Origin of the sequence: Paracoccus zhouxuedongae, from assembly GCF_041927815.1 — a bacterium.
Lineage (GTDB): Bacteria > Pseudomonadota > Alphaproteobacteria > Rhodobacterales > Rhodobacteraceae > Paracoccus.
The window spans coordinates 153103-169417 of the sequence record NZ_JBHFHM010000004.1; the positions used below are offsets into that span (position 1 = coordinate 153103).

Genomic DNA, 16315 nt, shown 5'->3' on the forward strand with positions numbered 1-16315 from the left:
GGCGGGAAATGCAGGATTCTGTTGCCAGGCTCCTGCGGGCCCCGCCTGACGCTGCTAGGCGTCAGGGCTTGAGGTTTCGGTTACCCGAGCCGCTTACGCAGCCAGAGCCACCGGAGCACGGTTGTCGTTGGCAACTGTACATTTTGCACCGATAACGGTGGTAGCTCACCGAGGCAAAGCCATCCCCTTTACACGTTCGTCGATCCTGTTTCGGCCCCAAGATCCCCCAACGAGGCGATTTGGTGGAGCCGCCGGGTACCGCCCCCGGGTCCGATCCGCTTATTACGAGCGCGTTTATGCCCATAGTCCGGGTTGCCCCGGACAGATCGAATATAGGCGCGGGGCGCGCGCGATGCAAGGCGGCGCGGGTGGCATCCGCCGCCGCCATAAGCCGCGTGCTCACCCGTTGGGCGCCACGATCACCGGCTCGGCCCCGATGGATGAGGCGAGTGAGCGGAAGCGGGCCTCGGCCACCTCGCCAAACAGCACCTGGCCGCGTTTGCTCAGGCGCAGGGTCAGCGTGTTGGCCTTGCGGTCGCGTTCCAGGCTGGCGGCCTTTTCGGGGTCGCCCGCCGCGAACATCGCCGCAAAGCGCAGCGCCTTGCCCAGGATTTCCGCGCGGCGCAGGTTTTCATCGCTCAGCAGCGCAAACAGCGGCGCCATCGGCGATCCAGACCGGCTGTTCTTGTAGCGATGCAGCAGCGCCACCCCCAGAAACACCCGTTCGCCATGCGACAGCGCCGCCAGATTGGCGCGGGTCACATTGTCGAAACAGGCCTCGGCCCGGTAATCGGGATGGGCGCGCCAGGTGATATCATGCAGCAGGCAGGCGGCCTTGACCAGGCGCAGCTCATGTGCAGGCAGCTCGTCAAACAGCGGCATCAGAAAGCCATAGACGCGCTTGCCCGACCCCGGCATCCGCGACATCTGCTTTTCCATGTGCCGCGCCGCCTCGATCAGCGGGTCGCGCTTGCGCAGGGCGGGGGGCATCTGTTCGTAAAGCAGCCCCTCGCGGATGCCATAGCTGGAAATGTCGATCTCGCGCGGCTGGAAGGTGGCGACCAGTTCCGCCAGCACCTGCGCGGCCAGCGGCACCAGCTCCATCCGCGCGGCAGAGGTGCCGGTGCGGGCGCGCAGATCCGCCATGTCGCTGGCCCCGATCCAGGCGACGGTGGCCGCGACATCGGCGGGCGTCATGCGGTATTCGTGCAGCACCGTCATCGGATAGGCGCGCCGTTCCATGTCCAGCCGCGCGATCGCCCGCCACGACCCGCCGACCAGATAGATGCGGTCGTGATCGGTGCCCATCTGATCGGCCAGCCCCTGCATGGTCTTGCGGATATAGTCCTTCAGCTTGGCGGGCTTGACCTGTTGCAGGCGGAACGGACCCAGGGCCGAGGTCGCGCGGCGGCCGATCTTGCCGCCCGCCACTTCGGCCAGCTCCATCGAGTTGCCGCCGATGTCGCAGACCAGCCCCTGCGCGCCCGGCCAGCCCAGCAGCACGCCCTGGGCCGACAGCCGCGCCTCTTCGGCGCCGTCGATGACGTGGATCTTGAGGCCGGTGGCGGATTCGACCTCGGCGCGAAAGGCGGGGCCGTCCTCGGCCTCGCGCACGGCGGCGGTGGCGACGACGGACATGGATGACACATCCATCGCCTTCGCCATCGCCGCGAACCGCGCCAAGGCGGATGCGGCGCGGGTCTTGCCCTCGGGGTTCAGCCGGCCTGTGGTCGCCAGCCCCTGACCCAGACCCGCCATCACCTTTTCATTGTAGAAATAGGCCGGGCTGCGGGCTGCGCCGTCGAACACCACCATCCGCACCGAGTTCGACCCGACATCGACCACGCCGACCCGGTTCAGCGCGCGCGCGCGGTCGTTTTCAAACAGCGGACCGCCGAACGGCTCCCACCGGCCCGCACTCCGGCGTTTTCTGGCGTCGGTTCGGGTCATCTGGGCCTCCGTCGGTCTGGCTGCGTGGAATCGGTCACGGCAGCGTGACCATGCCCCTAATCGCGGCTATGGGCAAGTTTCGGCGCGCCCTGTGCCGCCGCCGATCCGCGCCCCGACAGTGACGGATTTTCCATGAAGAACCTGTGACAGGAGAACAGATCCTCGCGCCCCTCGGGCAGGTCGCGGTGATAGCGCCCATCGGGCGACAGCACCCAGCTTTGCGCGGTATCGGCCAGGTTCGCGGCCATGATCTGCGACAGGATCTGGTCCTTGACGGTGGGGTTCACGGCCTCGACCAGGGTTTCCACGCGCCGCGTCAGATTGCGCCCCATCCAGTCGGCCGAGGACAGGAACACCCGCGCCTTTTTCGAGGGCAGGCCTTGGCCATTGCCGAAACAGACGATGCGCGAATGTTCCAGGAACCGCCCGACGATAGACTTCACGCGGATGGTTTCCGACAGGCCCTTGATGCCGGGGCGCAGGCCGCAGATGCCGCGCACGATCAGGTTGATGCGCACCCCGGCCTGGCTTGCGGCATAAAGCGCGTCGATCACATCGGCCTCGATCAGGCTGTTCATCTTGGCCCAGATCTCGGCGGGGCGGCCTTTGCGGGCATGGTCGGCCTCGCGCGCGATCAGCGCGATCAGCCGCGATTTCAGATCAATCGGGCTGATCGCGAGGTTTTCCAGCCCCTCGGGCTGGACATAGCCCGACAGGTAATTGAACACCTTGGTCGCATCGCGCCCCAGTGCCGGGTCGCAGGTGAACAGCGACAGGTCGGTATAGATCCGCGCGGTGATCGGGTGGTAATTGCCGGTGCCGTAATGGGTATAGGTCACCAGCCGGTCGCCCTCGCGCCGGACCACGGTGCTGATCTTGGCATGGGTCTTGTAGTTGACGAAGCCGTAGACGACATGCGCGCCGGCGCGTTCCAGCCGCCGCGACTGGGCGATATTGGCGGCCTCGTCGAAGCGCGCCTTCAGTTCGACCAAGGCGGTCACCGACTTGCCATTCTCGGCCGCCTCGCACAGCGCGCTGACGATCGGGCTGTCCTTTGATGTGCGATAAAGGGTCTGCTTGATCGCCAGCACATCGGGGTCGCTGGCGGCCTGTTGCAGAAAGCGGATCACCATGTCGAAGGTTTCATAGGGGTGATGCAGCAGCATGTCTTTCTGCCGGATCGCCGCGAAAAGATCGCCGTCGTGATCCTGCACCCGTTCGGGCACGCGCGGGGTGAAGCCGGGCCATTGCAGGTCGCGGCGGTCGTCGATCACCAGCTCTTTAAGGTCGGAAATGCCGACCAGGCCCTTGACCTCGACCGCCTCATCGGCGGCGACGCCCAGTTCATCGACCACCAGCCGGTGAAGGCCCGGGGGCGCACCGGCGCTGATCTTCAGCCGGATGACGCTGCCCCGGCGGCGGCGCTTCAGCGCCGTCTCGAACTCGCGCACCAGGTCTTCGGCCTCGTCCTCGACCTCCAGATCGCTGTCGCGCAGCACCCGGAACACGCAATGGCCGGTGTCACGATAGCCGGGAAACAGCGCGTCCAGGTGCAGCAGCAGCAGGTCTTCCAGCCGCAGGAACCGCGCCCCGCCAGGCAGCCGCACAAAGCGCGGCAATTGCTGCGGCACCGGCAGCAAGGCCATCAGCGGGCGGCCATCGCGGATCCGTTCCAGTTGCAGCGCCAGGCAAAAGCCGGTGTTGGGGATGAAGGGAAAGGGGTGCGCGGGGTCGATCGCCAGGGGCGACAGCACCGGAAAGACCTGTGCCAGAAAGTGATCGCGCAGGAAATCGGCATCCTTGCGGGTGATGCGTCCGCGTTTCAGCAAGGTGATGCCCTGCGCCGCCATCTCACGCGCAAGGCCCTGCCAGACGGTCTGCTGGGCGTTCATCAGCCGGCGCGCATCGGCATGGATCAGCGCCAATTGCTGCGCCGGGGTCAGCCCGTCATCGGACGGGGTGGTGTTGCCTTCCCGCTTCAGCTCGCGCAGGCCCGCGACGCGGACGGTATAGAACTCATCCAGGTTGGTGGCGCTGATCGACAGAAAACGCAGCCGTTCCAGCAGCGGCACCCGCGGGTTGCGCGCCTCATCCAGAACGCGCCAGTTGAAGGCAAGCCACGACAATTCGCGGTTGAAAAAGCGGCGCGGCCCGGCCGTCTGATCGGCGGGCAGGGCGGTCGGCGCGGGAAAGGGCGCGGTCAGGAAATCGGCGGTTGTCATGCGTCCGTTCGGGGCTGCGCGGCGTTGATCGCCGCCTGGAACTGCTCGGGTCGGATGATGGCGCGCGGGGGCGCGGCTGTCCAGTCGCGGCGCGGCGGCGTGCAGCCAAAGGTTGATCGCGCCTTAACTGCCGAGCGGCAGTTCGGGGGCTGGGTCAGGCCGGGCGGCGGTCAGATCGGCCAGCACCTCGGCGGCAAGGGCGCGGCTGATCGGCGCGCCGCGTTCCAACGCGCGGGCATCCAATGCCGCGACCAGATCGCGGGCGAGCGCCGGGGCGCGCTCCATCCGCGCCACCAGCCAGGCCACGACCTGCGGCGCGACGCGCAACTGGCGGTCGGCGAACAGCTTGACCAGAAGCTGCGCCAGAAGCGCATCTTCGGGCGGGGTGATGCGGGCCTCGGCCATGGCCATCAGGCGCGACCGCAGATCGGGCAGGGCGACCGGCCAGCGGGCAGGCGGGCGGGCGGCGGTCAGAAGAAGCCGTCCACCCTCAGCCTGGATCAGGTTCATCAGGTGGAACATCGCGGCCTCGGCCGCCGGATCGCCGGCCACAGCCTCGGCATCCTCGATCACCGCGATGCCGGGTTCGGCAAGGGCGGGCACATCGGCGCGGCCCAGATCCGCGCCGGTGCAGGGCGACGCGCCCCATTCCGTCGCCACGATCCCGGCCAGATGGCTTTTGCCCGATCCCGCCGCGCCGGTCAGCACCAGCCGCCCGCCCGGCCAGTCGCCGGGTCGGTCCAGCATCGCCACCGCCTGCGCATTCGATGGCGCGACGATGAAATCATCCCGCGCGGCGGCTGGATGGGGGGGCGGCAGGTCGAAGGTCAGTTGGCGCGGCATCGGGTCACGGCGTTGATTGATCGGTCAATCAATCATCCTCGGCCCGATCCGCCGCCACCTCATGCGCGGAGACGACAGCCGGGGCCTTGACGCCATTCGCATGTCGGCCCTGATAGAGGACGCTTTCCTCATACCGTTTGACGAAGAACCGCACCAGCACGCCTAGGGCGGCGGCAATCGGCACCGCGACCAACATGCCGGCAAAGCCGAACAGCGCGCCAAAGACCGACAGCGACATCAGAAGCCAGACCGGATGCAGGCCGACATAGCTGCCCACCAGACGCGGCACCAGGATGTTGCCCTCAAGGATCTGGCCGATCACGAAGATGCCGATGACCGCGCCGATCCAGATCGGATCACCCCAAAAGTTGAACAGCGCCAGACCGATCGCCAGCGTGCCGCCGATGATCGCGCCGACATAGGGGATGAAGGACACCGCCCCGGTGATGACGCCGACCACCAGCCCGAACGGCAGGCCCACAGCCATCAGCGTGATCGAATAATAGACCGCCAGAACCGAGATCACGATCGCCTCGCCGCGGATGAAGCCGGACAGGGCCTCGTCAACCTCGCGGCCCAGGATGCGGATGGTGGGGGCGTGGTCGCGCGGCAGCAGCCGGTCGACGCGGGTGACGATCCCGTCCCAGTCCAAGAGCAGATAGAAGGCCGCGACCGGCACGATGACCATGAACACAAGCGCGTTCAGCACCCCCCCGACCGAGGCCATGACGCCCTGCAACAGTTCGCCCCCGCGCGCCTGGATACCCTCGCCAATCTGGCCGATGGCACCGCGCACGGGGCTGTTCTCATCCAGCGCCTGCGGGAAGCGTTCTGCCAGGAACTCTTGAAGGCGCGCGAACATGTCGGGGGCCGAGGCGACCAGTTGCGTGGCCTGGCTGACCAGCAAGGGCACCAGCACCAAGAGCGCCATGATCAGCGCCAGAGCCGCCGCCAGCGTGATCAGCGCCACCGCCCAGGTCCGCGACAGGCCCTTGCGTTCCAGCCAGTCGGCGATCGGGTCCAGCAGATAGGCGACGGCGGCGGCCATGATGAACGGCAAGAGCGTGTTGCCCAGGCCCCACATGACCAGCAGAAAGACGATGGCCGCAACCGACCAGTAGATGACTTGCTGTCGAACGGGCAGGGCCATTGGTCGTTCCTTTCTTTTCGCACGTTCTGGCGCGGTCCCGCGGCGCGCACAAGCCGCTTTCGCGGGCCGCGCTTGCGGGCGGGCGCGCAATCCCCTAATCGGGGACGCATCCAAAGGCCAAACCTTGACCGAAAGTTCCCGCCATGCGTCTGTCGCGCTATTTTCTGCCCGTCCTGAAGGAAGACCCGAAAGAGGCCCAGATCGTCAGCCACCGGCTGATGCTGCGCGCGGGCATGATCAAGCAGCAATCGGCGGGGATCTATTCCTGGCTGCCGATGGGGCTGAAGGTGCTGCGCCGGATCGAGCAGATCGTGCATGAGGAACAGCAGAAAGCCGGTCATATCCCGGTTCTGATGCCGACCCTGCAATCGGCCGATCTGTGGCGCGAAAGCGGCCGTTATGAGGATTACGGCCAGGAAATGCTGCGTATCAAGGACCGCCACGAACGCGAGATGCTGTATGGTCCCACCAATGAGGAGATGATCACCGACATCTTCCGCGCCCATGTGAGCAGCTACAAGGATCTGCCGCTGACTCTCTATCAGATCCAGTGGAAGTTCCGTGACGAGATGCGCCCCCGGTTCGGCGTCATGCGCGGGCGCGAGTTCCTGATGAAGGACGGCTACAACTTCGACCTGACGCGCGAGGATGCGCTGCATGCCTATAACCGGCATCTGGTCAGCTATCTGCGCACCTATGAACGCATGGGCCTGCAAGCCATTCCGATGCGCGCCGACAGCGGCCCGATCGGCGGCGAGGATACGCATGAGTTCCTGGTGCTGGCCGAAACCGGTGAATCCGAGGTCTTTTATGACAGCGAAATCACCGATCTGAAGTTCGGCGACCGCCAGATCGACTATGACGACCCCGCCGCCTGCCGTGCGGTGCTGGAGGAGTTCACCAGCCGTTACGCCCGCACCGACGAGACCCATGACGAGGCGGTGTTCAACCAGATCCCCGAAGATCGCCGCCGGTCCGCGCGCGGCATCGAGGTTGGCCAGATCTTCTATTTCGGCACCAAATACTCCGAGCCGATGGGCGCCGTCGTCGTCAATGACAAGGGCGAGCGGGTGCCGGTCCATATGGGCAGTCACGGCATCGGCGTGTCGCGCCTGCTGGGCGCGATCATCGAGGCCAGCCACGATGACAAGGGCATCATCTGGCCCGAGGGCGTGACGCCGTTCCATGTCGGGATCGTCAACCTGAAGCAGGGCGATGCGGCGACGGATTCGGCCTGCGAGGCGATTTATGCGGCGCTGAAGGCGCGCGGGCTGGACCCGCTCTATGACGACCGCGACGAACGCGCCGGTGCCAAGTTCGCCACGATGGATCTGATCGGTCTGCCCTGGCGCATCACCGTCGGCCCGCGCGGTCTGGCGCAGAACAAGGTGGAGCTGACCAGCCGCCGCAGCGGCCAATCAGAGGAGATCAGCCCCGAGGCTGCCGTCACCCGGATTGCCGAGATCTACGCCGGGATCTGAGGTCGCAGCGGGGGGCTTTGCGCCCCCCGCACCCCCCGCAGCGTATTTGGACAAGAAAGAAGGGGCGCGGTCAGCGCCCCTTTTTGATGTCGGGTTTCGAGCTGTCGGGAACGGGCGCGAGTGGCGCCCCTTGTCATGTCCGTATCAGTTGACCAGCGGTTTGTGATGGGCGGCGTGACGGCGTGCCAGGCTGCGCGCCAGGCGGCCAGGGGCCAGCGGTCGGGCGGGCCTTGGCGTTGCGGCGGCAAGTTCGGGGAACAGGGTCAGGATTTCGGCAACCGCCGCCGGGCCGACCGATTTCAGCGCCTCCGGCCCCGTGAACAGGCTTTCGGTCTCGGCTCCGTTCGAGATCACCACCTCATGCGCGTCAAACAGCATGTGGTGATAGGTGACGGTCGTCAGATCCTCGGCCACGCCGATGCCGGGCAGGGTGGTCAGGTGCTTGGCGGCGACCAGGATTTCATCGGTGCCGAACATGCGCTGCGCGATCGCGGATCGCACCAGCACGCGGTGCTGCGGGCTGACGACCAGATCGGTTTCGGGCAGGCCCGCGCCAAGCGCGCCCGCGCCGATGCGGATCGGGCGCAGATGCGGGGCGGCGGCCAGTTCGTCCGCGCGCATCGCGCGGGACGCGATCCAGCGGATCGGCTGGATCCCGTGGTCGCGGGTGATGACCGGATCGCCGACGCGTAGATCCTCGATCCGCGTTGTGCCGGTGGGCGTGGCGATCAGCGTGCCCGAAGCGAAGCAGGGGGGCGGCGCGGCGGCGGCTTCCCATTCGCTGAACCAGCGGTTTTTCCAGTCGAATTCATGCAGGACGGAATCGGCATCGGTGGTGAACGTATAGGGCACGACCTTGGCATCCGGCCCCATCGTCACCGGGAAGCCTTCGTCGTTCATCACGTTGACCAGCTGCTGCCGCTCGTCGCTGGTGGCGGTTTCGATGGTGATCGTGTCGGTGCCGCTGTCGCCGCGCACGTTGCCGGCAAAGATCACATCGGCGCCCACGGTCAGCGCGTCATCGCCCGACCCCATGCCGACGGATTGCGTCCCGTTGCTGCCGACGGTCGAGGCGCCGGTGATGGTGGCGCGGTCGTTGCCGCCGCCGGTTTCGATGACGCCGCCGACCTTGGTGCCGTCGACCAGCAGCACGTCATTGCCGATGTCGACGCCCAACAGGTTCCCGGTCGAGATGTTGCCGCTGACCGTGCTGTTGACCACGCTGACCGTGTCGGCGCCCTCGCCCCCGGCGATCCCGCCGGTAATCGTCGATCCGGTCACGCTGATCGCGTCATTGCCATTGCCGGTGTTGATCGTGCCCGAGGTCGCGCCGGTGTTCAGCGTCACCGCGTCATTGCCATCGCCGGTGTCGATCGTGCCGACCTTGCCGCCGATGGTCACGCTGTCATCGCCGCCGCCCAGGCTGACGTTGCCGACCTTCGATCCGGCGCCCGAGATTACCACGTCATGATCATTGGCATCGCCGCCGCCGGTGATGTTGCCGATCGCCGCGCCATCGGCCACCTTGACGGTCTGCACCTGGGTGTTGTCGGCCCCGCCGATCGAGACGTTGCCCGACTGGCCGACGACATTATAGGTGACATTCGGTTCGGTGTAGTTCAGCCCCGCGCGGGTGCCGACATCGACGTTGAAGGTGTTGCTGTTGCCCAGCACCGTCACATTGACGTTGAAGCCGGTGGTGTTCGACCCCGGTTGCAGCACCACATCGCTGTTGACCGTGCTGCCGATCACCACGTTGTCGCCGCCGGTGACGAACTTGTAGCTGCCGATCGCGTAGGGGTTCGAGATCGTCGAGACCTTGACGATCTGGTAACCCTCGTAAGGGGTGCCGACGAGGGAAGCCGCGTTGGTGGTCGTGTCGTTGTTGCCGACAACGTAGATATTCGCCATGGGTCGATCCTATCGTGCGCATCGCGCGTTACAGACAGAGGTCGCAGGTCGTTTGATGCGCGCACGGGCGGTGGCAACGGGCGGAATCGGAAACGTGCTGCATCACGGCTTTGTGGGCCGTGACGGGCAGAGCGATAGGGCCTGGCATCGGATGCGTAAAGCCGAAAACGAACGAAGGCGTCTAGTTTACGCAGCGGCAATCATGATTTTTGTTATTCATTTTGCGGCGGGTAAGTCGTTGGCGTCAGGCTATTTTTAGAAATACATAAAAATACTATCTATTTTTAGTCAGGCTTAAGCGGGCTGGCGCGGCCTGGGCAGCCGCCTCCGCGATCAGCAGACCAGTGGCTTGGCATTGGCCGCGTGACGCCGTGCCAGGCTGCGGGCCATGCGGCCAGGGGCCAGCGGTTGGGCAGGGCTGGGCGTGGCGGCGGCAAGTTCGGGGAACAGGGTCAGGATTTCGGCAACCGCCGCCGGGCCGACCGATTTCAGCGCCTCCGGCCCGGTGAACAGGCTTTCGGTTTCCGCGCCGTTCGAGATCACCACCTCATGCGCGTCGAACAGCATGTGGTGATAGGTGACGGTCGTCAGATCCTCGGCCACGCCGATGCCGGGCAGGGTGGTCAGGTGCTTGGCGGCGACCAGGATTTCATCGGTGCCGAACATGCGCTGCGCGATGGCGGATCGCACCAGCACGCGGTGCTGCGGGCTGACGACCAGATCGGTTTCGGGCAGGCCCGCGCCAAGCGCGCCCGCGCCGATGCGGATCGGGCGCAGATGCGGGGCGGCGGCCAGTTCGTCCGCGCGCATCGCGCGGGACGCGATCCAGCGGATCGGCTGGATCCCGTGGTCGCGGGTGATAACCGGATCGCCGACACGCAGATCTTCGATCCGCATGGTGCCGGTGGGCGTGGCGATCAGCGTGCCCGAAGCGAAGCAGACCAGATTGTCGGCGGGAACATCAGCGCCCGCGATATTGCCGGTCGAGATCACCTTGTAGGTCGTGTTCGGCTTCAGCCCCGATGTGCCGACAAAGCCGATCACCGTGCCAACCCCCGAGGTATTGCCGCCCAGCTTGACGGTATAGACGATTGTATCCGCCCGGCCATCGCCGTTGGAATCCAGATCCAGCCGCACGCCGGTATGCACCAACTCGCCCGCCGGATAGGTTCGGCCGCCATAGGTCAGCGCGTTGGCCAGCCGTTGCGTCGTGCCGGGAAAGTCGTCGAATACCCGGTCATCATCGGTCACGTTGATCGGCCGATAGGGGGCGGTGCGGCCCGTGGTGAAACTGCGCCCGACCTTAAGCGTGCCTTCCTCGTTGGCGTAGGTGACGAAAGGCACGCCAAGCACCTGATCCATCGCTGCCAGGCTGTTCAGCGGAAGGAAATTGATCTGGTAATTGACGGCCATCGGAACCCCTTGGTCACTCTTGCAGATGCGATCCAGGGCCGGCGCGGCGGCGCGGGGCGCGGGGGGGGGGGGGCGGGCGACCGGATCGGAATCACGGCAATATGGCGATGTGAACGGAAAAGTTCACTACCGCCTATGTAAAAAACTGACGCCTATGTAAAAAAATGGCGCGTCCGCAGCCGAAAGTTGCAGATCTGCAACCCTGAGTGGTGGCCGCGGTGTCGCGGATCAGGCGCGATCGACCACGCCGCCGCCCGCCTGCCAGTCGTGCAGGCCGCCCAGATTGTAAACCTCGGTATAGCCCATGGCGATCAGCGCCTGCGCGGCGGATTGGCTGCGCCCGCCCGATGCGCAGTACAGCGCGATCGGCGTGGTCGGGGTGATACCGGGCAAAAGCTCGGGGCTGGCGGGGTCGAGCTTCATGCGCAGGCTGGCCATCGGCACATGGATCGCACCCCGCGCCGTGCCGCTGGCGCGCAGTTCCGATGCGTCGCGGATGTCGATCACAACCAGATCGCCCCGCGCGGCGCGCGCCACCGCCTTGGCCGGTGCGATCGACCGGGGCTGCGGGCCAGAGGGGCGCAGAAAGCCGAACATCGGGTGATCCTTTCGTTCTATTCGCCCTGTATATGCCAATTACGGAATATGTAAAGGCCGCGCGCGCCGACAAAAGTTCGCCTTCCGTTCGCGCGGCCTTGGCGCGGGGCCGGGCTTGGCCTATCTAGGGCGGGCAATCCTTTCCGGGGCGGACATGAGCGAACAGAAGTTCATCGAGGTGCGCGGCGCGCGCGAACACAATCTGCGTGGCGTCGATCTGGACATTCCGCGCGATCAACTGGTGGTCATCACCGGCCTGTCGGGGTCGGGCAAATCCAGCCTGGCCTTTGACACGATCTATGCCGAGGGGCAGCGCCGCTATGTGGAAAGCCTGTCGGCCTATGCCCGGCAGTTTCTGGATCAGATGGGCAAGCCCGATGTCGATCACATCTCGGGCCTGTCGCCCGCGATCTCCATTGAGCAGAAAACCACGTCGAAGAACCCCCGCTCGACCGTCGGCACGGTGACGGAAATCTACGACTATCTGCGGCTCTTATTCGCCCGCGCCGGCACCCCTTATAGCCCCGCCACCGGCCAGCCGATCGAGGCCCAGCAGGTACAGGATATGGTCGACCGCATCATGGCCCTGCCCGAGGGCACGCGCGCCTATCTGCTGGCACCCATCGTGCGCGACCGCAAGGGCGAATATCGCAAGGATTTCCTTGACTTGCGCAAGCAGGGCTTTCAGCGCGTCAAGGTGAACGGGGCGTTTCACGATCTGGAAGATCCGCCCGTGCTGGACAAGAAGTTCCGCCACAATATCGACGTGGTGGTGGACCGCATCGTGGTGCGTGAGGGGCTGGAGACGCGGCTGGCCGACAGCCTGCGCACCGCGCTGAACCTGGCTGACGGCATCGCCCTTCTGGAAACCGCGCCGAGTGAGGGCGAGGGAGAGACGATCACCTTTTCCGAAAAGTTCGCCTGCCCGGTGTCGGGCTTTACCATCCCCGAGATCGAGCCCCGGCTGTTTTCCTTCAACGCGCCGTTCGGGGCCTGCCCGTCCTGCGACGGCTTGGGGGTCGAGCTGTTCTTCGACGACCGCCTGATCGTGCCCGACGCCAGCCGGTCGATCCCGCAGGGCGCCATCGCGCCCTGGGCCAAGTCGAAATCCCCCTATTTCACCCAGACGGTCGATGCCTTGGCCAAGCATTACGGCTTTGACAAGCGCGCCGCCTGGCGCGACCTGCCGCCCGCCGTGCAGGATCTGTTCCTGCGCGGATCAAAGGGCGAGGAGATCAAGTTCCGCTTCGATGAGGCCGGCCGCGTCTATGAGATCACCCGCGCCTTCGAGGGGGTTATCCCGAACATGGAACGCCGCTGGCGCGAGACCGACAGCGCCATGATCCGCGAGGAGTTCGAGCGTTATCAGAACAACCGCCCCTGCGGCGCCTGCGCGGGCTACCGCCTGAAGCCCGAGGCCCTGGCCGTCAAGATCGCCGCCAGCCATATCGGCCAGGTGGTCGAACTGTCGATCCGCGAGGCCTTGGCCTGGGCCGATGCCGCCACCGCCAGCCTGAGCAAACAAAAGGCTGAAATTGCCGCCCCGATCCTGAAGGAAATCCGTGAACGGCTGGGCTTTCTGGTCAATGTCGGCCTTGATTACCTGACGCTTTCGCGCGCGGCGGGCACCTTGTCGGGCGGCGAAAGTCAGCGCATCCGGTTGGCCAGCCAGATCGGGTCGGGCCTGACCGGGGTGCTGTATGTGCTGGACGAACCCTCGATCGGGCTGCATCAGCGCGACAATGACCGGCTGCTGGACACGCTGAAGGGGCTGCGCGATGCCGGCAATTCGGTGCTGGTCGTCGAACATGACGAGGACGCGATCCGCCATGCCGATTACGTCTTCGACATGGGGCCGGGGGCAGGCGTGCATGGCGGCACCGTCGTCGCCCATGGCACGCCCGACCAGATCGCCGCCGACCCGGCCAGCCTGACCGGCCAATATCTGTCGGGCAGCCGGTCGATCGCCGTGCCTGCGACCCGCCGCCCCGGCAACGGCAAGTCGCTGACTGTCGTCGGGGCCACCGGCAACAACCTGAAGAACGTCACCGCCGATTTTCCGCTGGGCACCTTTACCTGCGTCACCGGCGTGTCAGGGGGGGGCAAATCCACCCTGACCATCGAGACCCTGTTCAAGACCGCCGCCCTGCGCCTGATGGGCGCGCGCGAAACGCCCGCGCCATGCGAACAGATCAAGGGCTTTCAGCATCTGGACAAGGTGATCGACATCGACCAGCGCCCGATTGGCCGCACGCCCCGGTCGAACCCCGCCACCTATACCGGCGCCTTCACGCCCATCCGCGACTGGTTCGCGGGCCTGCCCGAGGCCAAGGCGCGCGGCTATAAACCAGGGCGCTTCAGCTTCAACGTCAAGGGCGGGCGCTGCGAGGCCTGCCAGGGCGATGGTCTGATCAAGATCGAGATGCATTTTCTGCCCGATGTCTATGTGACCTGCGAAACCTGCCATGGCCACCGCTATAACCGCGAAACCCTTGAGATTCGGTTTAAGGGCAAGAATATCGCTGACGTTCTGGATATGACGGTCGAGGACGCGCAAGAGTTCTTCAAGGCCGTGCCCGCGATCCGCGAAAAGATGGATGCGCTGATGCGGGTGGGGCTGGGTTATATCAAGGTCGGCCAGCAGGCGACCACGCTGTCGGGCGGTGAGGCGCAGCGGGTCAAGCTGTCCAAGGAACTGGCCCGGCGCGCGACCGGCAAGACCTTGTATATCCTGGACGAACCGACGACCGGCCTGCATTTCGAGGATGTGCGCAAGCTGCTTGAAGTGCTGCATGAACTGGTCGATCAGGGCAATACCGTGGTGGTGATCGAACACAATCTGGACGTCATCAAGACCGCCGATCACCTGATCGACATCGGCCCCGAGGGCGGTGACGGCGGTGGCCGCATCGTCGCCACGGGCACGCCCGAACAGGTGGCCAAGGTCGCGGCCAGCCATACCGGGCGGTATCTGGCGCCGATGCTGGCGGGCTAGGCCACCGGTCACCTTTGCGCGACCAGGGCCAAAGCCCGCCCCGCAAGGCTGGCTTTTTCGCCGCCGATGCCGCAGTCCATCGGCAGGGGCCGCGCGCCCCATCACGATCTGGGACGGAACCGATCATGACCACATTTCCGCGCAAGGACGATGGCAAGGGCTGGGCCTGGGGGCTGACGGGCGACGCGCCCGCGACCGTCTGGGAACGGTTCTCGCCTGCCTATGAGGCGCAGGCCAAGGATGTGCTGGACGCGCTGACCCGTCTGTTCGGCCGCGCCGACCTCGATTTCGCGGGCGGCCAGGATGGCGAGGCGGCCCTGGCGCTTGCCCCCTCGGGTCGGCTTTTGCTGCTGCTGCATCTGGAAAATCCCGAAACCGCCGAGCACCTGGCAAAGGCCCGCGCCGAAGGCCGCCTGGATGACGCCCTGCGCGCCCATCGCGCTGCCGATCAGGCCGAGGCGATCCGCCACGGCTATCAGCCCGATGACGAGGACCGGGCCGCCGACGCCCGCGCCGGCATCACCGATGCCGATCTGGCCGCCGCGTCGCAGGCACATGACGCGACCCCGGAGGCCGATGATGACGGCATCAGCTTCCCGCGCGAAGATGACGGCCTTGGCTGGGCCTGGGGCCTGTCCGGCGACACCCCGACCGAGGTCTGGGAACGCTTCTCGCCCGCCTATGAGGCCCAGGCCGAAGCCGTGCTGGCCGAGATTTCGGCGCAGGGCTGGCTGGCGGTGCTGGACTGGGCCGGCGAACAGGATGGCGAGGCCGCGATCGGCCTGACCGATGATGACCACATCGCGCTGATCCTGCATCTGGAAGACCCGGTCGAGGCGCGGCTGATCGAATCCGCCATCCGCGACGGCAGCTTGCCCGCACTGGTCCGCCAGGCCGCGCAGGGCTGACCCCCTCACCATCCCACCAAAAAGGGCGCCCCGCGGGACGCCCTTTCTTCTTGGCCGAAATATCCTCCGGGGGTGCGGGGGTGCCCCCCCCCCGGCCGGGGGGGGCGGGCCTAGCCCGCAAGCTGGTTGTGCTTGCGCGCCACGAACTGCTTGGCGGTCTCGACCGCAACCGCCGCATCGCGGCAATAGGCGTCGGCACCGATCGCGCGGCCGAACTCCTCATTCAAGGGAGCGCCGCCGACCAGCACGATGTAATCGTCGCGGATGCCCTGCTCCTTCAGCGCGTCGATCACCACCTTCATATAGGGCATGGTCGTGGTCAGCAGCGCCGACATGCCGATGATGTCGGCCCCCTCGCGCTTGGCGGTGTCGATGTAATTCTCGACCGGGTTGTTGATGCCCAGATCGACGATTTCAAAGCCCGCGCCCTCCATCATCATCGCCACCAGGTTCTTGCCGATGTCGTGGATGTCGCCCTTGACGGTGCCGATCACCATCTTGCCCATGCGCGGCGCGCCGGTTTCGGCCAGCAGCGGCTTCAGGATGGCCATGCCGCCCTTCATCGCATTGGCGGCCAGCAGCACCTCGGGGACGAACAGGATGCCGTCGCGGAAATCCGCGCCCACGACCGTCATGCCCGCGACCAAGGCCTTGGTCAGCACGTCGTAGGGCGTCCAGCCGCGTTCCAGAAGGATGTTCACACCCTCCTCGATCTCGTCCTTCAGGCCGTCGTAAAGGTCGTCCATCATCTGCGCGACCAGATCGTCGTCGTTCAGTTCGGAAAGGATGATGTCGTCGTCTTCGGCCATGGGATGCACCTGCGGTTGCCTTTGCCCATTCATGCC

General features: G+C 66.0%; 11 protein-coding genes and 1 other RNA gene. 3 read left to right on the forward strand and 9 right to left on the reverse strand.

Going from position 1 to position 16315, the window contains the following annotated elements:
* Positions 1 to 7 precede the first annotated feature (7 nt).
* The 5 genes from ssrA to ACEYYA_RS06790 form a co-directional block, all read right to left on the reverse strand.
* Positions 8 to 362: a transfer-messenger RNA gene (ssrA, locus tag ACEYYA_RS06770) on the reverse strand.
* A gap of 37 nt (positions 363 to 399) precedes the next feature.
* Positions 400 to 1950 carry a Ppx/GppA family phosphatase gene (locus ACEYYA_RS06775; RefSeq protein ID WP_374798900.1) on the reverse strand — a complete coding sequence of 517 codons (1551 nt, stop codon included), beginning with the start codon at positions 1948 to 1950 and terminating at the stop codon, positions 400 to 402.
* A 56-nt stretch (positions 1951 to 2006) separates the two neighbouring features.
* Positions 2007 to 4172, reverse strand: a complete 2166-nt coding sequence (locus ACEYYA_RS06780; protein WP_374798902.1) for an RNA degradosome polyphosphate kinase — start codon at positions 4170 to 4172, stop codon at positions 2007 to 2009.
* A 123-nt stretch (positions 4173 to 4295) separates the two neighbouring features.
* Entirely contained in the window at positions 4296 to 5015 is a 720-nt protein-coding gene (locus ACEYYA_RS06785; RefSeq protein WP_374798904.1) for a P-loop NTPase family protein, read from the reverse strand.
* A gap of 28 nt (positions 5016 to 5043) precedes the next feature.
* The gene (locus ACEYYA_RS06790; protein WP_374798906.1) at positions 5044 to 6165 is read right to left on the reverse strand and encodes an AI-2E family transporter; all 1122 of its coding nucleotides are present in this window, start codon (positions 6163 to 6165) and stop codon (positions 5044 to 5046) included.
* 143 nt (positions 6166 to 6308) lie between these two features.
* On the opposite strand from ACEYYA_RS06790, the gene proS reads away from it, so the two are divergent.
* On the forward strand, positions 6309 to 7646 hold the full coding sequence (gene proS, locus ACEYYA_RS06795; RefSeq protein WP_374798908.1) for a proline--tRNA ligase: 1338 nt from the start codon (positions 6309 to 6311) through the stop codon (positions 7644 to 7646).
* Positions 7647 to 7790: 144 nt separating this feature from the next.
* Here proS and ACEYYA_RS06800 read toward each other — a convergent pair whose 3' ends face one another.
* The 3 genes from ACEYYA_RS06800 to ACEYYA_RS06810 form a co-directional block, all read right to left on the reverse strand.
* A complete protein-coding gene (locus ACEYYA_RS06800) occupies positions 7791 to 9557 on the reverse strand; it encodes a Hint domain-containing protein (RefSeq protein ID WP_374798910.1) in 1767 nt (588 codons plus the stop codon).
* Positions 9558 to 9890: 333 nt separating this feature from the next.
* Positions 9891 to 10970, reverse strand: a complete 1080-nt coding sequence (locus ACEYYA_RS06805) for a Hint domain-containing protein (protein WP_374798912.1) — start codon at positions 10968 to 10970, stop codon at positions 9891 to 9893.
* A gap of 228 nt (positions 10971 to 11198) precedes the next feature.
* The gene (locus tag ACEYYA_RS06810; protein ID WP_374798914.1) at positions 11199 to 11567 is read right to left on the reverse strand and encodes a rhodanese-like domain-containing protein; all 369 of its coding nucleotides are present in this window, start codon (positions 11565 to 11567) and stop codon (positions 11199 to 11201) included.
* Positions 11568 to 11721: 154 nt separating this feature from the next.
* On the opposite strand from ACEYYA_RS06810, the gene uvrA reads away from it, so the two are divergent.
* Together uvrA and ACEYYA_RS06820 are read left to right on the forward strand one after the other, a co-directional pair.
* A complete protein-coding gene (gene uvrA / locus ACEYYA_RS06815) occupies positions 11722 to 14562 on the forward strand; it encodes an excinuclease ABC subunit UvrA (RefSeq protein ID WP_374798916.1) in 2841 nt (946 codons plus the stop codon).
* Between the two features lie 125 nt (positions 14563 to 14687).
* Positions 14688 to 15470 carry a hypothetical protein gene (locus tag ACEYYA_RS06820; RefSeq protein ID WP_374798918.1) on the forward strand — a complete coding sequence of 261 codons (783 nt, stop codon included), beginning with the start codon at positions 14688 to 14690 and terminating at the stop codon, positions 15468 to 15470.
* 110 nt (positions 15471 to 15580) lie between these two features.
* Here the strand turns inward: ACEYYA_RS06820 and ACEYYA_RS06825 are convergent, their stop codons facing one another.
* A complete protein-coding gene (locus ACEYYA_RS06825) occupies positions 15581 to 16279 on the reverse strand; it encodes a corrinoid protein (protein WP_374798920.1) in 699 nt (232 codons plus the stop codon).
* Positions 16280 to 16315: the final 36 nt, after the last annotated feature.